The sequence below is a fragment of the Sediminicola sp. YIK13 genome (genome assembly GCF_001430825.1).
Classification (GTDB): domain Bacteria; phylum Bacteroidota; class Bacteroidia; order Flavobacteriales; family Flavobacteriaceae; genus Sediminicola.
Map to the genome: position 1 here is coordinate 2,107,421 of NZ_CP010535.1, position 20,993 is coordinate 2,128,413.

The 20,993-nt window shown below is 40.1% G+C and carries 18 protein-coding genes; 14 read left to right on the plus strand and 4 right to left on the minus strand.

Going from position 1 to position 20,993, the window contains the following annotated elements; translation table 11 throughout:
* The first annotated feature begins 56 nt into the window (after positions 1-56).
* Entirely contained in the window at positions 57-2,009 is a 1,953-nt protein-coding gene (locus SB49_RS09395; RefSeq protein ID WP_062055957.1) for a heavy metal translocating P-type ATPase, read from the plus strand.
* Between the two features lie 143 nt (positions 2,010-2,152).
* The gene (locus SB49_RS09400; RefSeq protein WP_062055959.1) at positions 2,153-2,836 is read left to right on the plus strand and encodes a hypothetical protein; all 684 of its coding nucleotides are present in this window, start codon (positions 2,153-2,155) and stop codon (positions 2,834-2,836) included.
* 148 nt (positions 2,837-2,984) lie between these two features.
* Here the strand turns inward: SB49_RS09400 and SB49_RS09405 are convergent, their stop codons facing one another.
* Both SB49_RS09405 and SB49_RS09410 read right to left on the minus strand, forming a co-directional pair.
* On the minus strand, positions 2,985-4,013 hold the full coding sequence (locus SB49_RS09405) for a zinc-dependent alcohol dehydrogenase family protein (RefSeq protein ID WP_062055961.1): 1,029 nt from the start codon (positions 4,011-4,013) through the stop codon (positions 2,985-2,987).
* 84 nt (positions 4,014-4,097) lie between these two features.
* Positions 4,098-5,600 carry a Do family serine endopeptidase gene (locus SB49_RS09410; RefSeq protein ID WP_062055963.1) on the minus strand — a complete coding sequence of 501 codons (1,503 nt, stop codon included), beginning with the start codon at positions 5,598-5,600 and terminating at the stop codon, positions 4,098-4,100.
* 442 nt (positions 5,601-6,042) lie between these two features.
* Here SB49_RS09410 and ftsH point away from each other — a divergent pair, with 442 nt between their 5' ends.
* The 8 genes from ftsH (at position 6,043) to SB49_RS09450 (ending at position 13,219) form a co-directional block, all read left to right on the plus strand.
* The gene (gene ftsH / locus SB49_RS09415) at positions 6,043-7,998 is read left to right on the plus strand and encodes an ATP-dependent zinc metalloprotease FtsH (protein ID WP_062055965.1); all 1,956 of its coding nucleotides are present in this window, start codon (positions 6,043-6,045) and stop codon (positions 7,996-7,998) included.
* Between the two features lie 35 nt (positions 7,999-8,033).
* A complete protein-coding gene (locus SB49_RS09420) occupies positions 8,034-8,426 on the plus strand; it encodes a hypothetical protein (protein WP_062059067.1) in 393 nt (130 codons plus the stop codon).
* A 206-nt stretch (positions 8,427-8,632) separates the two neighbouring features.
* Positions 8,633-9,151, plus strand: coding sequence for a ferritin (locus SB49_RS09425; RefSeq protein ID WP_062055967.1), 519 nt, complete (start codon positions 8,633-8,635; stop codon positions 9,149-9,151).
* A 202-nt stretch (positions 9,152-9,353) separates the two neighbouring features.
* Positions 9,354-10,022: a BON domain-containing protein gene (locus SB49_RS09430; RefSeq protein WP_062055968.1), complete on the plus strand. Its 669-nt coding sequence runs from the start codon at positions 9,354-9,356 to the stop codon at positions 10,020-10,022.
* 231 nt (positions 10,023-10,253) lie between these two features.
* Positions 10,254-10,922 (plus strand): FAD-binding oxidoreductase, encoded by a 669-nt coding sequence (locus SB49_RS09435; RefSeq protein ID WP_062055970.1) that lies wholly within the window; start codon positions 10,254-10,256, stop codon positions 10,920-10,922.
* 53 nt (positions 10,923-10,975) lie between these two features.
* The gene (locus tag SB49_RS09440) at positions 10,976-11,413 is read left to right on the plus strand and encodes a hypothetical protein (protein WP_062055972.1); all 438 of its coding nucleotides are present in this window, start codon (positions 10,976-10,978) and stop codon (positions 11,411-11,413) included.
* A gap of 82 nt (positions 11,414-11,495) precedes the next feature.
* Positions 11,496-12,305 carry an amidohydrolase family protein gene (locus tag SB49_RS09445; protein WP_062055974.1) on the plus strand — a complete coding sequence of 270 codons (810 nt, stop codon included), beginning with the start codon at positions 11,496-11,498 and terminating at the stop codon, positions 12,303-12,305.
* 62 nt (positions 12,306-12,367) lie between these two features.
* Positions 12,368-13,219: an alpha/beta hydrolase gene (locus SB49_RS09450; RefSeq protein WP_062055976.1), complete on the plus strand. Its 852-nt coding sequence runs from the start codon at positions 12,368-12,370 to the stop codon at positions 13,217-13,219.
* A 118-nt stretch (positions 13,220-13,337) separates the two neighbouring features.
* On the opposite strand, the gene SB49_RS09455 is transcribed toward SB49_RS09450, so the two are convergent.
* Both SB49_RS09455 and SB49_RS09460 read right to left on the minus strand, forming a co-directional pair.
* Positions 13,338-15,578 (minus strand): efflux RND transporter permease subunit, encoded by a 2,241-nt coding sequence (locus SB49_RS09455; protein ID WP_062055978.1) that lies wholly within the window; start codon positions 15,576-15,578, stop codon positions 13,338-13,340.
* Positions 15,579-15,619: 41 nt separating this feature from the next.
* On the minus strand, positions 15,620-16,402 hold the full coding sequence (locus SB49_RS09460; RefSeq protein ID WP_062055980.1) for a DUF547 domain-containing protein: 783 nt from the start codon (positions 16,400-16,402) through the stop codon (positions 15,620-15,622).
* A gap of 181 nt (positions 16,403-16,583) precedes the next feature.
* On the opposite strand from SB49_RS09460, the gene SB49_RS09465 reads away from it, so the two are divergent.
* The 4 genes from SB49_RS09465 to SB49_RS09480 all read left to right on the plus strand — a co-directional run bounded on the left by SB49_RS09465 (position 16,584) and on the right by SB49_RS09480 (position 20,966).
* Positions 16,584-17,303, plus strand: coding sequence for a TIGR04283 family arsenosugar biosynthesis glycosyltransferase (locus SB49_RS09465; RefSeq protein WP_062055982.1), 720 nt, complete (start codon positions 16,584-16,586; stop codon positions 17,301-17,303).
* A gap of 180 nt (positions 17,304-17,483) precedes the next feature.
* The gene (locus SB49_RS09470) at positions 17,484-17,969 is read left to right on the plus strand and encodes an acetyl-CoA carboxylase biotin carboxyl carrier protein subunit (RefSeq protein WP_062055985.1); all 486 of its coding nucleotides are present in this window, start codon (positions 17,484-17,486) and stop codon (positions 17,967-17,969) included.
* Positions 17,970-17,978: 9 nt separating this feature from the next.
* The gene (gene accC / locus SB49_RS09475; protein ID WP_062059069.1) at positions 17,979-19,421 is read left to right on the plus strand and encodes an acetyl-CoA carboxylase biotin carboxylase subunit; all 1,443 of its coding nucleotides are present in this window, start codon (positions 17,979-17,981) and stop codon (positions 19,419-19,421) included.
* A 3-nt stretch (positions 19,422-19,424) separates the two neighbouring features.
* Positions 19,425-20,966 (plus strand): acyl-CoA carboxylase subunit beta, encoded by a 1,542-nt coding sequence (locus SB49_RS09480; RefSeq protein WP_062055987.1) that lies wholly within the window; start codon positions 19,425-19,427, stop codon positions 20,964-20,966.
* Positions 20,967-20,993 lie beyond the last annotated feature (27 nt).

A 20,993-nucleotide genomic window follows, 5' to 3' on the forward strand; every position in this document is an offset into this window, starting at 1 on the left:
CGAGCTCAGTACATATCGTAATCTGTGTTTTGGAATAAATATCAATAAACCCCTACATGAGCAAAAGGAAACTCCATTTAAAAGATGTAAAACCAAATGCTGAAAAAGAACTCAGTCGCGCCGATGGTCATAATCTTAGTGGGCAATCCAATAATTTCAAAGCTTATTTAGCTGCCATACTTAGTTTTTTGATGCTGATTATTGGTATTGCCCTAGATTATTATGAGGTTGTATTTTTTAAAGATTGGCTCCGCATTTTTTGGTATGGCATAGCCTATGTACCAGTAGGACTTCCAGTTGTAAAAGCAGGATGGGAAAGCATTAAAAGAAGAGATGTTTTCACAGAGTTTTTTTTGATGTCCCTTGCCACACTTGGTGCATTTATAATTGGTGAATACCCAGAAGGTGTGGCAGTCATGTTGTTTTATGCAGTTGGCGAATTATTTCAAAATACAGCAGTAAAAAGGGCAAAGTCCAACATCAGGGCCTTGCTGGATGTTCGTCCTAAAGAAGCCAATGTAGTTCGGAATGGCGATGTTAAAAGGGTATCCCCAGATACGGTGGCCATTGGAGAAAAAATTCAGGTAAGGATGGGTGAGAAAATACCTTTGGACGGTATTTTAACTTCCAAAAAAGCATCATTAAACACCGCTGCTTTAACAGGAGAAAGCAAACCGGATTTTATTGTCAAAGGAACAAAGGTATTTGCGGGAAGTATCAATATAGAAGGTGTTATTGAGATAGAGGTCACCAAAGAATTCAAGGATAGTTCTATAGCCAGGATATTGGACTTAGTTCAAAATGCCACAGCTCGAAAGTCAAAAACAGAATTATTCATAAGACAATTTGCCCGTATTTATACGCCCATTGTAGTGTTTTTGGCCATGGGTGTTGCGTTCTTACCCTACTTTTTTATGGAGGATTATGTCTTTAAAAATTGGTTGTATAGGGCGTTGATTTTCTTGGTGATTTCTTGTCCGTGTGCCTTGGTCATTTCCATTCCGCTGGGTTATTTTGGCGGATTGGGTGCGGCCTCAAAAAATGGAATTTTATTCAAAGGAGCTTCTTTTCTCGATGCCATGACCAAAATAAACACATTGGTCTTGGATAAAACAGGTACCCTTACCAAAGGTGTATTCAAAATCAAAGAGATAAAAGCATTTGGTTGGGATGAAAAAGGGCTCATGAAATACGTAATGGCCATGGAAAAGCAATCCACACATCCCATAGCCAAGGCCATTTTGGAATACAAAGCAGAAGGGGCAGGTTTTGAAGCTTCTGAAGTGTCTGAAATAGCAGGAAAAGGGTTGACAGGAAGCGTAAATAAAAAAACAGTTTTGGTTGGCAACAAAGCATTGATGACGGCCAATAAAATTGAAGTCAATAGGGAAATGGAAACCATTGAAGATTCTGTCGTTTTTGTTGGGATTGATGGTGCATTTAAAGGCTATGTAGTCATTGCAGATGAACTAAAAGAGGATGCTAAAGAAACCATTACCAACCTACATAAGATAGGTATTACAAATATTATAATGCTCTCTGGAGATAAGAATTCCATTACCCAAAAATTGGCTTGGGAATTAAAAATTGAAAAAGCGATAGGTGGACTATTTCCAGAAGATAAGTTAAAGGAAGTAGAAATATTAAAACAGAATCCCGAAAACAAAATTGCTTTTATTGGCGATGGTATTAATGATGCTCCTGTTTTGGCAGCAAGCCATGTTGGAATTGCAATGGGTGGTTTAGGAAGCGATGTGGCAATTGAAACTGCCGATGTAATTATTCAAACAGACCAACCTTCCAAGGTGGTCAAAGCGATAAAAATAGCCCGTTCCACCAGAAAAATTGTTTGGCAAAATATCTTTTTGGCATTTGGTGTAAAAGTGATGGTATTAATATTAGGGGCAGTTGGTATTGCTACCATGTGGGAAGCTGTATTTGCTGATGTTGGCGTTGCACTATTGGCAATTTTGAATGCTGTTAGATTACAAAAGATGACTTGGCATTAGCAAATTAATAATTTAGAATACCCTAGAAGTATTCTTAATAAAAGCGTTAAATTTATGGGCCTTGGACTATTTGTAAGATCTGCCCGAGACCAATTGCTTTACAAGCCCCATAACTAAAAAGGTTCAACCTCTAGATTATGATTATGAAATACTTTTTAATATTAGGATTTTTACTATTAAATCTTACTGCACATGCACAAATAGAACTTCGAGGAGACCTTGGGGATGTTTATTATTCTAAGGACTTATATAAGACTACATATAATTCTCCAGAAGGGAGTCCTTATTTAAATGAAAACTTTACCCCTGCCAAAATTAACGATATCAATGAAACAAAATTGGTTCGCTTTAATGCCTATGAAGATAGGATTGAAGTTATGGTTGAGGAAAACAAGGTTATTGTTTTGCCAGATACCCAAACCTATACAATATCGCTTTTAGACGGTTCTAATAAAGTATTTGAAACGAAAAATTACCTTGATGAAAAAGGCAATCTAAAAAACTCTTTTTTTGAACTAATTGTCATAAAAGAAAAACATAGTTTGTACCTCAAAGAAAAAATTGAATTTACAAAAGCGGTTAAGGCTCAAGGATATCAGGATAGCCAACCTGCAATGTTTAAAAAACAGAAAGAATCCTATTTTATCACAGATTTTAAAGGGCAATCGGACCAACTCATCTATCTACCCCGTAAATTGAAGAATTTCTTAAAATTATTCCCCGCCCATTCCAAAACAATTAAATCATTTATAAAGGACAATAAATTAAAAATTGATAAATCCGGTGATCTTTTGAAAATCTTTGACTTTTATTTTAGCAGACCTTGATATAAAAAGATGCTGGGTAAACCGTGTTAATATACAGACACTTGTAATGGTTGAAATGTAAATGAGCAAATAGAAATACCCTTTTCTGGTTGTACCGCTCTAGATTTTTAAAAGGATGGAGGTATTTGGAAGACATGGTCAAAACCTTTCATTTTATTCTTAACACCTTTGCCCCCCTAATATGTTGCTCCCTTAATTCCAACAGGGCCCTGTTCGCTTCTTCCAAAGGGAATACCTGATACTCTGGCCGTATTGATGCTTTTGCTGCCAACCCTAAAAAGTCAGCCACATCCTTTCCCGTAACATTAGCGACCGATTTAATTTCCTTTTCATACCAAAAATGTTCAGGGTAAGTTAATTTTTGGAGGTAGTCTTGATCGGTATTTTCTTTTCGAATGGCATTGATGACCAGTCTTCCTCCTTTGTCTAAATTGCCAAGAGCTTCCACAACAGGTTTCCATGCTGGCGTTGTATCGATGATACAATCCAATCTTTCTGGAGAGGCATCGGTGGTGTCTCCTGTCCAAATGGCGCCCAATTCTTTGGCAAACCGTCTTTCTGCTTCCTTTCTTGCGAACACGTAAACAGGTGTATTGGGATAGGAATGTAGAACCATTTTGAGTACTAAATGTGCAGAAGCCCCAAAACCGGTAAGCCCTAGCTTTTGGCCGTCTTTCAATTGGGCAAGTTGGATGGAGCGATAACCGATAGCCCCTGCACATAAAAGGGGTGCCGCCTCTGCATCGTTATAAAAATTTGGGATAGGATGCGCATAATTTTCCGGAGCCACCATATATTCAGCATAGCCTCCATTGACATCCCTTCCTGTGGCCCTAAATTCATTACAAAGGTTCTCGTTTCCGGTCAGGCAAAATTTGCATTGGCCACAGGCAGAAAATATCCAAGCCACACCAACCCGTTCTCCTTCTTTGAGTTTTGATGTTTCCTTTCCTAATTTTACCACGGTGCCAACTACCTGATGACCTAGAACTATCGGAAAATGTTTTGGCGGTGTTCTGCCCTCAATTTCGTCCAGTTCGGTATGGCATACACCGCATACGGAAACCTGTATTAAAATCTCATTCCCCTTAGGTTCTGGTATGGGAATATCAACTATGTTTAAAGGCTGATTGTTTTTCTTTAATGAGACAATATTATTGAGGACCATCGCTTTCATAAATTGTGTTTTTGGTTTCCCTCTCTAGCTATAGGCACTATTTGGGCACGGCCCGTATTTCTTGGATAAGCAATTTGGAGAGGATCAAGAACTCAGACCAAAAGCATAATAATGTTTCCCTGGTATATCCTCATAAACGCCTTCCAGCATTACACCGCCTTCCTTTTTTTCCAACATCGCAACCATTTCTTTGATATTAGTGACCTTTTTACCATCTATATGGGTAATAATATAACCAGGACGCATTTGTGTATTCTTCCTTAAAAGGCCTGGATATAGGTTGACCACCCTGACACCACCTTCCAAGTCTAACTTTTTGGAAGTTTCTTTGTCTAGGGTTTCAAAATCGGCGCCCAGATAATTGAGCATTTCCACATTTTCCTTTTTTGTAATGTCTCTTGTCCCTTTAAGACTTTCAAGAACAACTAAAAACTCCTTCTCCTTTCCATCGCGGTTCACAATGATCATAACTTTGTCACCCGGCCTATGTTGGGCAATAATTTCCTGCAATCTTGGTGAGGTTGATACATTTATCCCATCCACTTTAATGATCACATCTCCCGCTTCAATACCCGCTTTTTGGGCAGCACTATCTTCACCGACACTTTCCACCCAAACTCCTTTTATAAAATCAATCTTTTTTTCTTTTGCCAAATTTCCATTCATGGTAGTTATGGTCACACCAAGTATAGCTCGCTGTACGCTACCAAATTTCAATATATCGTTGACAACCTTGGTTACAATGTTACTGGGTACTGCAAAACCATATCCGGTATAACTTCCAGTTCGTGTGGCAATGGCCGAATTGATTCCTATAATTTTACCATCAAGGTCTACCAGGGCACCCCCACTATTTCCCGGATTTATGGCAGCATCGGTCTGAATAAAACTCTCTATGGCAAATTTCTCTTGGTTGATATTGATATTACGTGCCTTAGCACTTACGATACCTGCCGTAACCGTAGAATAAAGACTGTATGGATTTCCGACGGCCAATACCCATTCTCCAACCTCTACATCATCGGAATCGACAAATGACAAGGCTTTTAAGTTGTTGCCCTCGATCTGCAGCAATGCAATATCCGAAGTAGGGTCAGCACCGATCACCATGGCCTTATAAGTTTCGTTGTTATGAAGGGTAACCACCAATTCCTTCGCATTTTTAATGACATGGTTATTGGTTACAATATATCCTTTCTTATCAATTATTACACCTGAACCAGAACCAAATAGTGGCTGTTGCGGCATATTATCTGGCATTTGGAAACGATCCCCGAAAAATTCACGAAAAAAATCTGGCATTTGTTGAGGCTGTATCCTGGAATCAATGCTCGGAGTAATCTGTGTAGATCTAATATGTACCACGGCATCAAGAACTTTCTTCGCGGTTTCCGTAAAATCCAGTTGTCCGGTTTTAACTGCCTTGTCCGGAGTGTTGTTCACCTCACTATTTCTTTGCTCAGCATAAAACTGGAAGTTTCCTTCTTCTCTATTTCCTGCATTCCCGTCGAAATTCTTACATGACGAAATGGAAATTATAAACAAGGTTACCAAGAATATACCCAAACTTACTATAAATTTTCTCATGACTTCTATTTGTATATTATTTCATCCCTTACTCCAGTCTCTATGATTCCAATGCCGTTTGGCCTAATCAGTCATCCATTTCTTTCCAGTTATAAAATGCGGTTGGAGGACGTTTAACGTATATCAAAATAAATACAAAATCACTACCTCCGGTATGACCTACATCATTTTGAAATAGCCCCGTTTAAAATAGTTTTGATAAAGACAGGCAGGGCATTCCAATCATGGGAAAGTGGCTGATTTCAATTGGTATTATTGTGTAGATGGCAGAGTACCATTCAAAAAATCCGAAAGTTCCCAAATGGTTCAATAGGTAAAATAGAAACCAATTTTTCCGGTAGCACCAGTGGTTTTTCAAAAGTGGGATTGGTTGCCTTTGGCATAGACCTATATTCATGTTTAATGTGCATGGTAACCTAGGCTCTCTTTTAAGCTTTAAAAAATGAAACAGTCACATCATAACAAACAAGATTCCGGCACCTCGGAACAGCAAGAACCTAAGCGTCCCTCGGGAGGGTATGGTATTAGCTGGTTTTACATGATGTTCTTTATCTTTTTATTGCTTTTTACTCTCTTTTCCCATCCAGTAACAGGTAGCAGGGAAATTACTTGGTCATTTCTGCAAGATTCCCTTTTAGTTTCAAAGGAGGTGCAGAAAATTATAGTTATTAATAAGGAAGTTGCCGAAATCTATATTAAAAAAGAACGTCTCTCGGATACAAAATACAACGAGGTTCGGGAAAAACTTTTTCAGGAGGAACAAGCTCCCCAATTTAAAATGAATATTGGTTCGGTAGAAACGTTTGAAGACAAACTAGAACGTGCACAGCAGGAATTACCTCCTACTGAAAGAGTTTATGTACAGTACCAAACACGTACCAGTTGGACGAGCATATTGACATGGCTCCTTCCTTTTGGGATCATAATTCTATTTTGGTTATATCTACTCCGCGGCATTGGAAGGAGCAGCAACACTGGCAGCACAATTTTCAACTTTGGGAAATCCGCACCTAAAATCTCTGAGAAAAGCACCAAAACCTTGGTCACATTTAAAGATATCGCAGGACTAAAGGAGGCTAAGGCAGAGGTGATGGAAGTGGTCGATTTCCTAAAAAATCCAGAGAAATATACCAAATTGGGAGCGAAAATACCAAAAGGAGTAATGCTGGTGGGTCCCCCTGGAACTGGTAAAACCCTAATGGCAAAAGCGGTGGCGGGCGAAGCGGATGTGCCCTTTTTTTCCATGTCCGGTTCGGAGTTCGTAGAGATGTTCGTTGGCGTTGGTGCTTCTAGAGTTCGGGACTTATTCAAAAAAGCCAAGGAAAAAGCCCCAAGTATAATTTTTATAGATGAAATCGATGCCGTGGGTCGGTCCCGCGGCAAAATAAATGCATTTCAAGCCAATGACGAGCGCGAAAGTACATTGAACCAATTACTAACAGAACTTGATGGTTTTGGCCCCAATACCGGTGTAATAGTTTTGGCGGCAACCAACCGACCAGACGTTTTGGATAAGGCTTTATTGAGGCCAGGTAGGTTTGACAGACATATCTATTTGGAACTGCCCACCAAAGAGGAACGAAAAGAAATCTTCGGCGTGCACTTACGTCCTTTAAAGCTATCTAAAAAAGTAGATGTGGCAATATTGGCCAAATTAAGTCCTGGATTTTCAGGAGCAGACATCGCCAATATCTGTAACGAAGCAGCCTTGATTGCCGCCAGAAAGAAAAGGAACGAGGTAAAGCAAGAAGATTTTATGGAAGCCCGTGATAGGGTCATTGGGGGCATGGAACGCAAGAGTAAAATTATTTCGCCCAAGGAAAAGGAGATAGTGGCCCATCACGAAGCTGGCCATGCAGTGGCAAGCTGGTATCTCAAAAATGTGGATGCCTTGGTTAAGGTGTCCATTATTCCCAGAGGGAAATCTTTAGGTGCCGCCTGGTACCTGCCCGAAGAACGCCAGATTGTCACCAAATCACAGTTTATGGATCAGATTTGTGCCTCACTGGGAGGGAGAGCTGCTGAGGAAGTTATTTATAATGAAATTTCTTCAGGTGCCCTGGACGATTTGGAAAAAGTAACAAAGCAGGCATACACCATGGTCGCCTATTACGGATTGGACGAAGAAATTGGTCCCATCAGCTACTACGATTCCACGGGCCAAAACGAGCGTGTATTTGGAAAACCTTACAGTGAAAACATGGCACAACAAATTGATAAGGAAGTACAAAATCTTATAATCACGGCTTATGAAAGAACCAAGAATATATTAAAGGAACATCGAACGGAATTGGAAAAACTAGCAGCGCTTTTATTGAAAAAGGAGGTTTTGGAAAAAGAAGATCTGGAAAGTATCCTTGGAAAACGGGAACTAAAAGCATTGGCCGGAAGTGAATAATAACAAAGTAGGAACAATATGTAATAATGAACATCATGGACAAAAAAACAGAAGTGCTATTTAATGAAGATTTACATTTCGAGCACAAACAATGGCGATCCGAGTTGGCGTTTTGGGAAGACGAACTAAAATCCTTCAATAACCGATTGAACGAATTGATAAACCGATGGACCAACAAGGAAGTGATACTGCAATTAGAGCATTACCAAAACGAGTTTATCCTGCATGGCAAGGTCATCGACCAACTGCAAGAAGCCATAGAGAAACATGAAATCCGTATCGCAGGGCAGACCCAAGTAGGCCAAGATGCACTAGATACAATTATGACCAAAAAACACCTTGAGTTCCGCAATAAAATGGAAACCCAAAGACAGATCTATGCCGATTTAAAAAAGGCCTTTTTTCATTTTCTCTCAAAATATCTGTAATACCAAATTCTGTCTCCAATTGGCAGCCCTGAAAGGGCAAAGAGGCTTGCAACGGCCATATTTGGGTATTGGCCCCGTATGATGACATGAGGCCTTTCAACTAAGACCTCATTACATAATAAAGCAAGGCTCACTGAGCCAAATCATTTTGGATCTAAAAGCCCTCTTGTACCTTTAGGTATTGGATTGAATTAAAAGTCGAATATATGGGTGCAAAATCAGAATTTTTGAGTGAGGCGATTGTCAAATTACTCAATTACAGAATAGAGCAAGAGGAATTCTCATCGCGATTATATCTGGCCATGTCCACATGGGCGACCAGTAAAGGGTATCTCGGTGCAGGTAAATTGTTTGAAACGTATAGCAAAGAAGAATTGATGCATGCTAATAAAGCCAAAACAATGCTCTTGGCCAATGGCCTGCTTCCCGATACCCCGGCATTAGCGAAACCACAGCAAGAATTTAAGAGCCTTTCCCATGCCATAGAAGTAGGTTTCAAACATGAAAAGGAAATCACCGATCAATGCTATCTGCTTACCAAGACTGCATTTGATGAAGGTAATTTCATGGTGGCCGAACTTGGACTTTGGTATGCAAAGGAACAGGCAGAAGAAATGGATAAATTCCAGAACTTACTGGATCAATTGGATGCCTTTGGGGACAGTACCCATGCCCTACGTGAGTTGGACGAGGAAATGGCAAAAATGGTGGAACCGTTCCAATGATTCTTCAGAAAAAGTGAAACAATTGCTATAAAGCAATGGCTACCCTATTGAAGTATTAAAGAATATTCCATGGCATAATGTATTAGATATCCGCTACTTTTTGTTAAAATTAGACCTTACTGATGTACATCATTTTTAAAGGTAATTCGCCAAAATATCTTTGACCCTATAATTATTTCATTAACCCAAAAAATGGTATATCATGAAAACAGATGCAGAAATCAAAGAAGATGTTTTGGATGAACTGGCATGGCAACCTAATGTTGACGAAACGGAAATAGGGGTCATCGTTGACAAAGGCGTTGTTACGCTCAATGGTGTTGTAGATAGCTACTCCAAAAAATTAAATGCCGAAAAGGCTGTTAAGAGTGTGGTGGGGGTCAAGGCCCTTGCGAACGATATTGAGGTAAAATATGGGGATGCCTACAAAAAAACAGATAAGGAGATTGCAAAGGCCGTTGTCAATGCCTTGGAGTGGAACTCATCAATTCCCGAAGAGGATATTTCTGTTAAGGTCGAAGATGGATGGGTATACCTTACCGGTGAAGTTGAATGGGAATACCAAAAAAGTGCAGCAAAACGTGCTGTACAAAACTTGATGGGGGTACGCAGCGTCATCAATAACCTAAGTATAAAACAGGACATAAAACCTCTTGAGGTCAAAAACCTGATCAAAAAGGCCTTTGAACGCTCGGCAGAATTGGATGCCAACAATATTACAGTCATAAGCGATGGCCACAATGTAACCTTAAAAGGTAAGGTACATTCGATCAAGGAAAAGGAAGATGCGGAAACTGCCGCCTATAGAGCACCCGGAGTATACCACGTGAATAATGAGTTAAGGGTTCAGTATTATACTGAATATGCATAAATCCATATAAATGCTCCAAAGAATTACCACTATTATTAATTGGTGACAGCCCTGAATTATCCCATAATTTCAGGGCTGTTTATATAAAAAACAATTCTTTCTTACCAAGTGTGCATAATCAACATATATGAGAAAGCCAATAGTTCTGATTGCAGATGAGTAAAAGTTCCAAAAATATGACTTGAAAAAAATTTCAGTAACTTCATAGAGTCATATTTATGCATTTATTAAATGAGCCAGCATATCGTAAAAATATTAGAGGCGCACTACATCACACATGATGTAAAACGTTTTGCTGTGGAAAAGCCTAAAGGATATGATTTTATACCTGGACAGGCCACCCAAGTTTCCATTAATCTCCCAGAATGGAAAGACCAATTAAGACCGTTCACCTTTACCTCTCTTAGAGAACTGGGGTATCTTGAATTCATGATTAAAATTTACGATGATCATAATGGGGTAACCAAAAAGTTGGGCAGCATCAATGCAGGTGCCGAATTGATTATTCATGATGTATTCGGTGCCATAAAATACAAAGGCCCAGGCATTTTCATTGCTGGAGGGTCGGGCATTACCCCTTTTATCTCCATTTTCAGAGAACTCTACAAGCATAGGAACATACATGGCAATAAATTGATCTATTCCAATAAAACATCAGAAGACGTCATTATGGAAGCGGAATTACGAACAATGCTCCAAAATGATTTTATAAATATATTTACCCGTGAGAACATCGTCGGGTTTCGCGGCATTCGGATTGACCGTAATTTCCTTGTTAAAAATATTGCCGACTTTGGACAAAACTTTTATTTATGCGGGCCTAAGGCATTTGTTGAAAATATCACACAACTTTTACTAGATTTAGGAGCCACTGCAGAAACACTCATTTTCGAAAAATAGAAATATCACGCAACCATTTGCGCCTTAAAGTACCTCTATAAAAATCAATTTATATGAAAGTCAGCACCTACTTCTTTGGACTTTTAATATTACTATTCTCCTGTAACAAGGAGTCTGAAAAATCTATCTATCAAGATTATCAAGGGATATGGGTTCTGGTTAAAATGTCGGGAAACACCCCCGATTCTGAAACCACTGGCCAAGAAATGGGGTGGCAAGAATCCTATACAATCATTAATGATGGCACCTTCTCTAAATCACGGGAACAAAACGGGATAGAGACCCAATCTGCTGGAAGCTTTAACGTGGTAAAATCCGATGAAGGAACAAGATTGGAACTTACCTTTGCCTCAGAAAGCGATATCATTGGCAGCTGTCTTGGAGACCAAAAGGAAGTATTGTTCTTACAATCTTCAACTGTTATGACCAGCACTTGGAACCAATGTGATGGCCCAGGGTTGGAGTATGAAAGAACCATGAAGATCGATTAAATAAAATTTCCTTATCACGCACCTACCTGATCCATTTCTAAAAAAGCTTCCTTACTTTTACAAGTGAACAAATTTTCTAATTATGATTATCGACGTCCATACCCACATCAATAACTACCATGAAGATCGCGTAGTTTCCCTGGAAGAATGCCTTAACCAACTTACGGACACTATGGCCGAAAACAAGGTAGATTATTCACTGGTTCTTACATCCTATAAGGTAAACGAGCACAGGCCAAGCACCAAAAAGGTAGTGGAAGCCATTAGCGGCAGGAACAATCTGGGTGTAGTTGCTGGAATCAGCTATTTAAATTACAACCATAGGGACCTATATGAAATAAGTGACTTTCTTGAACAGGGTCTCATTAAGGGATTAAAACTGTATCCCGGTTACGAGCCCTTCTATCCAAATGACAATAGGCTCAAGGTGGTCTATGATATGGCCGTGGAGTACGATGTGCCCGTAATGTTCCATTCTGGGGACACATATTCCCCAACGGGAAGGGTAAAATATTCGCATCCCTTACATATTGATGATGTAGCAGTAGACAACCCAGATATGAAAATAGTGATCTGCCATGTGGGCAACCCTTGGATCAAGGACTGTATGGAAGTGGTTTATAAGAACAAACATGTTCATGCCGACTTTTCTGGATTGGTGCTTGGGAATTTTTCAGATAAGTTTGAAAGATATATGAAAAAGGAATTGGAAGAAATGATCACCTATGCCGGTGACCCAAAATATCTTTTGTACGGTACAGATTGGCCCATTTCCAACATGTCATCCTATCTTAATTTCATAAAACAACTAGATCTTCCAGAAGACAAAAAGGAACTTATCCTGTGGAAAAACGCTGCCGAACTGTTTAAGATTGATGTCACCAAGCTATAAACAACACCCATTCTGCACCTGTAATTTTAACATTAGTTCTATAAATTCTAAGGTACAATACCATGAATCGTAGTATGCTAAAATATATCCTGTACCTAGGAATCTTCCTTGGAATCCTTTCGTGTAAATCATCCCACACAAGCCTTAAACAAGGCCACGAAAAAACGAACCCCATCGTTTTGGAACATAGCCTTGACATTCCAAAATTAAACCGTTCCAGGCAGATCAGGATATACCTGCCACTAGGGTATTACGAGTCGGACCGGTCCTACCCTGTCCTCTATATGCAGGACGGACAGAATTTATTTGATGATGCCACTTCCTATGCAGGGGAATGGGGCGTGGATGAAAGTTTAAACGCCCTGGCTACAAAAACAGGGTTGAAAATTATTGTTGTTGGGATTGATAACGGTCAGGAAAAACGAATCAATGAGTTGAGTCCATGGGAGAATAAGAAATACGGTAAGGCCGAAGGAGAGGAATTCGTGGAATTTATGGTACACAAGCTAAAACCATTTATCGATAGTAATTTCAGAACCCTCCCCAACCGAAAAAACACATCCTTGATGGGCAGTTCCCTTGGGGGATTGATTTCTCATTATGCCCTGTTCCAATATCCCGATGTATTTGGCAAGGCCGCCATCTTTTCTCCTTCGTACTGGTATGCTGATGAAGTCTATGATTTCACCAAAAAACATCCACTTCCAAGGAACACCAAAATTTTTATGTTGGTAGGTGAAAAGGAGGAAGGCATGGTAAAACCTGCCAAAAAAATGTACCAACTAATATTGGGAACAGGGCAGAAAAGGAAAAACCTCAAATGGGTCTCCGATCCTGAAGGGGAACACAACGAACGTTTTTGGCGCAGACAATTTACCCCTGCCATGGAATGGCTATATCTCGGTAAAAAGTAAGCCCTAAAATTACCAAAGACCTAGGAGCTCGGTATTGTACCAGTATATTTCCCCTCCAAATTTTTCGCCTTTTGAATTTTTTGTGAAGTTTTCTTGAAGTATAACCCTGCCCTATTTATTACAAATATTTACGGATCAGGACCGGCAATAATAGAAGATCAAATACTAAAGCGCTCAACAAGGTTACGGCTGCCAACAGGCCAATGATCAAACTGGGTTCGCTATTGGAAAACAACATCACTGCAAATCCAAAAAATAAGATTAGTGTGGTAATCACCAGGGCGCGACCTGTTTCTGAAAAAGTCTTGCCCAGTGCTCTTTCCTTGGATAGTCCTTCGGCCAGACAAATTTTATACTTGCTCAAAAAATGAATGGTATCGTCCACTGATATTCCAAAAACCAAGGCAAATACAATAGATATGGTTGCTTCCAGCGGAATTTCTAAAAACCCCAACAAAGCACCACAGAACATTAAGGGAAAGATATTGACCGTAACAGAAATAAAGAGCACTTTGAAGTTTCTAAAAATAAAAGCCATTAACAACCCGACCAAAAAAATTGCGGCCAACAAGCCCTGTAAAATACTATTGCGCACATCATTGGCATTGGTGTCCAATAGATAGCCTTTGCCCGTAAGGGAAAAAGCTACTTTGGTCGTATCAATTTCATTGTCTATAAAATGGTTTATGCCCTTATAAATATGTACCAAACTGTCTGAACCAACGTCTAAAACCCGAGCTGTTATCCTGGCTTTGGAACCGTCTTCATTCACAAACCTGGAATATCTCTTTCTGCTCAACTTCTGCACATCGTTCGTAAGAAGGTCAAATTCCTCCTTGGTTGCGGGTAAGGAGTAATAGCTACTTTTGTTCAAATGGTTGGCCTTATTCGCAAACTTATAAAAAGTGGTCACGGATTGTATGCTCTTGATGGCCGGTTCTTTTTGCAGGCGCATTTCCAATTTGTCCATTTCCTTCAATACATTATAATCAGATACCACATGATTATTTTTTGCTATTACGGCTACTTCCAAAGGTCTGGAGCCGGCATAATTGGTTTGGAAATACTGAAAATCGGAAGCTATTCTGCTGTTCTTTGGAAGACTTTTATAGAACCTATAATTGGTATTGATATTAAAGACACCAACGAGGCATACCAACCCAAAAATAAGACTGCCAACTATAATGGCCCTACCATGGTTCCCAGTAAATTTCTGTATTTGCGTGAGTTTCCCACTGCTCCAAGAAAATCCAACATTATCCCGCAATAAGTACCTCTTGTTCACAAGAACCAACAATGCACTACCCAGTACCATTACAGTAACGAAAGTGACCATAACCCCTATGGCGGAAATAAGACCAAAATCGCGAATCCCCTCCAATTTAGAGGTCAGCAACGATAGGAATCCCAAAGCCGTGGTCATAGAGGTCAGAAAGGTGGGCACGCCAACACCCTTTAAGGCAACAACCATGGCCGAAGTGTTGGATTTACCGGAATCCAATTCCTTAAGGTATTTGTCCATCAGATGAATCACATCGGAAACACCTACAATCAAAATGAGAATGGGATAAAAGGCAGAAAGGGCAGTAAGCTCCTTTCCCATCAGCACTACAACGCCCAAAAAAAGCACTAATGAAATACCAATGGAAGTAAAGGCAATTCCAATAATGGCGGCCTTTCTATAGATCAAAAAAAGCATCAATATAACCAACACAGATGATGCAATGGTGGTAAATATAAGTTCGCTCTTTTGAAGTTCCACAATTGCCTTATAAAAGGGCGCCCTTCCCAGAACATGATACGTATCCAAATGATGCTTTGCTAAAAGTACTTCCATGCCGCCTAGCAGTTCCTTGGATTGGGAATAATCCAGATTTTCATCCGTTTCCAGAACCACTACCAATGAGGTTGCTTGGGTATCAATTAAGGAATTTACAAAAATATTCTCCTCTTGGATACGCCTCCAATCCTCTTTATAGGCTGTGGTATCCTCCCGATGTATGATGGGAAGACCCATATACCCGAAAGAGGTTTTTAGTGGATAGGATAAGGTGGTAAGGGATTCACTTCGATTTACAAAAGGCAGGGTTTTGGCATCCAATGAAAATTGATGGAAACGTTCTAAAAAACCGTTATCAAAAACGGTGCTTCTATTTTCAATTGCAATAAAAAGATAGCTGTCATCTGTGCCAAATTCCGAGACAAAATCTTGATAAAACTCCAGTTCCTCGTCTCCTTCAGGAAAAAAAGGCTGTAGATCAAATGAAAATTTGAGTCCGGACAAAGAAAAAACTGCGGCCAGTGCCAAAAGAGCAAAACCTAAAACGACAATTTTTTTATATCCAATAATCTTCTCCATCGATACTAAAAAAATCGTTTTAAAATGAAGTGGTGCTTATCTTACAATTCAATAAAATTATCCAAATAAAGGGTCCAATCATAGTTTTTATAGACTAGATCCACACCTTTTGTGCTATTTATGATGCCATTCTTCTTTAGGATTTTCTTGGTTCCACCTTTCCCACCGAAGTCGCCCCTGAACCAACTGAACAAAGAAGTGATGGCAGCTTCCTTTGTGTCGCTTTTGTATTCAGATGTTTCGGTCAAGAAACGCTTGGTACCCTTTGCTAGTTGTTCCTCCAATCTATCAGCATCGTAAATGGCTACAGGAGGACAATCTTTGGCACCACAATTAAGGGCAAAATGTATGCGGTAATCTCTCTCTTCCACGCGTAGTTTCCGTTCAAATTTACCGGGAAACCACTTTCTGATATAGCCCAAACCGTATTCCCATTGTGATTTACGCACCATGCCGTGTTCAATATCTGCAAAAGAGAGCATATTGCCCGCAATATTAATCTGTTCCTTTTTAAAGAAACTGCCCCTATCTTGGTATAGTTCGGGGTTTTTGGACAATATAACCTGAATGTAGGCATTGTAAATATTCAGCCAAAAAGCGGTTTTCTGGTCGTTTGTTTTCAATCCTGATTCCAACGCCTCTAAATTGGTAGTGGCCAAAATGTTTTGAATATCCTTGGTATCCTTCCCCTCCTTTATATTCCTAAGAAACTGTTCTGACAGTTCATTGAAATTGATCTTTTCATTTTGTGAAACACCTTCCTTGCTATGTTCAAAGGATATCAATGGTAAAAAAAGAATAAATAATACGCTGAGTGCTTTCATAATAAACGGTTTCTGTCACTATATTAGGTACGTAACTTTTGGGTGTTGGGTTTTTTACTTAGTCCGTAATTCAAAAATAGCTTTCAAAAGAAACATACTTTTTTTAATTTGATCTGCAAAATGTGAACCCTAACCTTTGTAACTTCGTAACCTATAGCAACAACCTTTTTGAAAATAGAGCATGCTAAGCATTATTATCCCAGCACATAACGAAAAAGAGAATATTGAAAGCCTCATCAGTATACTTTCAGCACAGCTGAAGCAAAACCCAACCTTGCAAGTAGAAGTTTTGGTAATCCTCTCTGGTGGAAATACAGACGGTACTGAACATATAAAAACTACGGGGCCCTTTCATATCATTCAATGCCAAGGAAAAGGCAGGGCCGTACAAATGAACTTGGGGGCTCAAATAGCAAAAGGAAATATCTTGGCATTTTTACATGCCGATAGTATTCCTCCAAACGGCTTCTTGAGCAATATTTATGAGACCATTGGCAGCGGTTATGGCGCAGGCCTTTTTTCATATAAATTTGATAAGAGTGGCCTACTTCTTAAAATCAATGAATTTTTTACTGCAAAAGACGGACTTTTTACTGGAGCAGGTGACCAATGTCTCTTCATCACCAAGGCTAATTTTGAAAGCTTGAAAGGATTTAATGAGGAACAGGTGATCATGGAAGATTTTGAGTTCTGGGGTAAAATCAAGAAACATAAAATTCCCTATAAAATTGTAAACAATAACTTGGTGGTGTCTGCTAGAAAATACGATTACAATTCATACCTGCGTGTCAATTTCACCAATCTAGTCCTTTTTCTTATGTTTAAAACAGGCTTTACGCCAGAAAAAATCAAGACCACCCATAATACCATGCTCAACCTTCCCAATGATAATTATAAATAACCTATTCTTCCTACATTATTGTCCATTACCAAACAGGTTTGTTTCATCACTTTAAAAATTAAATATATCTTTAAGCTATTAAAGCTATCTAGGCCTTGTAAGAGTAGATGCTGAATATCCTCTTATCCCAATTTTAGCTTGGAATGTCTTAGGCCTAAATGATTCTAAACCAATAGTTTGATGAATAAAAAGTTTGAAGTAACTGTAGATGACACCTACAGTTTTACCATTCCTTTAGCAGATTTGGAACAACTGGACACGACCCCTATGGGTCCTTTAAAATACCACGTGCTTCAAAATAGCAAACCCTTTAAGGCAGAAGTGGTAAAGTCGGATATGGACCAAAGGTCATATTCGGTCAAGATCAATAATAAACCCTATCACATTAAAATCACCGATGAACTTGATCTTTTGATCAAGGAAATGGGATTTGCCCTTGGTTCTTCCAAACAGATCGATTCCATCAAGGCTCCAATGCCAGGTTTGATTTTAGATATCCATGTGACCCCCGGACAATCGGTAAAAGAAGGTGATCCCCTTTTAATATTGGAGGCCATGAAAATGGAAAACATCATCACCTCGCCAAGAGAAGGAGTCATTAAGGCGGTCCCCATTAATAAGGGTACGGCCATTGACAAGGGACAGTTATTAATAGAATTCGAATAAGAAATGAACATAAAAAAAATACTGGTTGCCAACCGCGGTGAGATTGCCATTAGGGTTATGAGAACCGCCCAAAAAATGGGTATCAAAACGGTGGCTATCTATTCTACCATAGACAGAAATGCCCCCCATGTAAGATTTGCCGATGAGGCCGTATGTATAGGGGAGCCGCCATCCAATGAATCCTACCTCTTAGGTTCCAAAATCATCAAGGTAGCCAAGGAACTTCAAGTAGATGCCATTCACCCTGGGTATGGGTTCCTCAGCGAGAATGCAGCTTTTGCGGAAGAAGTGGAACAAAACAATATCATTTTTATAGGTCCCAATTCAGATGCCATTAGAATAATGGGCAGCAAGTTAGCGGCCAAGGATGCCGTTAAGGACTATGGCATTCCCATGGTTCCAGGAATAGACAGAGCCATAACGGATATTGACAAGGCCAAGGAAATTGGAAAGAAAATTGGGTTCCCAATTCTGATCAAAGCCTCTGCAGGTGGCGGTGGAAAAGGGATGCGGATCGTTGAAAAGGAAAGTGACCTGGAATCCCAGATGAAAAGGGCCATTAGTGAAGCGACTTCTGCTTTTGGGGATGGTTCCGTTTTTATAGAAAAGTACGTGGCCTCGCCAAGACATATAGAAATTCAGGTGATGGCAGATACCCATGGGAACATCATCCATCTTTTTGAAAGGGAGTGCAGTATTCAACGACGACACCAAAAGGTAGTGGAAGAAGCCCCGTCTTCCGTACTGACCCCAGAATTACGGGCAGAAATGGGAGAAGCGGCGGTAAAAGTAGCACAAGCCTGTAATTATATAGGCGCGGGAACTGTGGAATTTCTATTGGATGAAAACCATAATTTTTACTTTCTGGAGATGAATACCAGGTTACAGGTGGAACATCCGGTGACGGAACTGATCACTGGGATGGATTTGGTGGAACTACAGATAAGGGTGGCTAGGGGCGAAAAACTTCCTATCGCACAAAAAGATCTGAAAATAAAAGGACATGCCTTGGAATTACGGGTTTATGCCGAAGACCCATTAAATGACTTTTTACCGAGTGTGGGCCATTTGGACACCTATGTACTACCAGAAGGTGAAGGCATACGTGTTGATAATGGGTTTGAGGAAGGCATGGATATTCCCATCTACTACGACCCCATGTTGGCAAAACTGATCACCTACGGAAAAACAAGGGAAGAGGCCATTCAATTGATGATTTCGGCCATTGACCGCTACCAGGTGGCCGGCGTGGAGACCACCTTGGCGTTTGGCAAATATGTTTTTGAACATGAATCCTTCCGCTCTGGTGCTTTTGACACCCACTTTGTGAAAAATTATTATTCTCCGGAAGCCTTAAAAAGTGCTAAGGAAGAAGAGGCTAAAATTGCGGCCATGATTGCCTTAAAACAATATATGGAAGATCAAAAAATTCTAAGATTGCCAATTCAGTAATATATGGATTCTAAAATAAAAGGACTACAGGATAAAATCGCCAAAGCCCATTTGGGTGGAGGGGAAAATCGAATAAAAAAACAACATCAAAAGAAAAAATTGACCGCCAGAGAGCGGGTCAACTATCTCATGGATGACGGTTCCTTTGAGGAAATTGGAATTCTAGTGACGCACAGGACCACCGATTTTGAAATGGATAAGGAGCTCTATTATGGTGATGGTGTAATTACTGGATACGGCACCGTAAATGGCAGATTGGTCTATGTGTTTGCTCAGGATTTTACCGTGTTTGGCGGCGCACTATCAGAAACCCATGCCGAAAAGATTTGTAAAATCATGGATTTAGCGGTTAAAGTTGGTGCTCCCCTGGTTGGCTTAAATGATTCTGGAGGAGCGCGAATCCAAGAAGGGGTTCGTTCCTTGGGAGGCTATGCGGATATTTTTTATAGAAACGTTCAAGCCTCTGGGGTGATCCCTCAAATATCGGCCATTATGGGACCTTGCGCCGGGGGTGCGGTATATTCCCCTGCCATGACAGATTTTACCATGATGGTGGAGGACACCAGCTATATGTTCGTAACTGGTCCCAATGTGGTAAAAACAGTTACCAATGAAGAGGTTACGTCAGAAGAGCTGGGTGGTGCAAGTACCCACTCCACAAAATCCGGGGTGGCACATATTACCTCAGCCAATGACGTACTGTGCTTGGAGGATATAAAAACATTGTTGGGGTATTTACCTCAAAGCAACAAAGAATCTCCTTCATCCCTTCCTTTTGAGCTTGGGGACGAGGTTAGGGATAGCCTATCGAACATCATTCCCGATAATGCCAACAAACCTTACGATATGCATGAGGTGATCAAAGGCATAATAGATAACGAAAGCTTTTATGAAATACATAAGGACTATGCGGAAAACATTTTAGTCGGGTTTGCAAGAATCGGAGGAAGAAGCATTGGTATTGTTGCGAACCAGCCTATGTACTTAGCAGGTGTCCTGGACGTGAACAGTTCCAAAAAAGCCGCTAGGTTCGTGCGTTTTTGTGATTGTTTCAACATTCCCCTTTTGGTACTGGTAGATGTCCCCGGGTTTTTACCAGGTACGGATCAAGAGTGGAACGGTATTATCGTACATGGCGCCAAACTCCTTTACGCTTTGAGCGAGGCTACTGTTCCCCGTATTACAGTGATTACCCGTAAAGCTTATGGTGGTGCCTATGATGTAATGAATTCCAAACATATTGGAGCCGATTTGAATTATGCGTGGCCAAGTGCAGAAATTGCGGTTATGGGTGCCAAAGGCGCGAGTGAAATCATCTTTAGAAAGGAGATTTCGGCAGCAGATGACCCCTCAAAAAAATTAGCTGAAAAGGAAGCTGAATATGCGGACAAGTTTGCCAATCCATATAGGGCTGCCCAACGAGGTTTTATTGACGAAGTGATCCTACCTAAAGACACAAGAAGAAAATTGATCAAAGGTTTCAGCATGCTGCAACATAAAGAGCAAGTAAGACCGAACCGAAAACATGGGAATATCCCATTATAACAAAAAAAAGCCTTCTTTTAAGAAGGC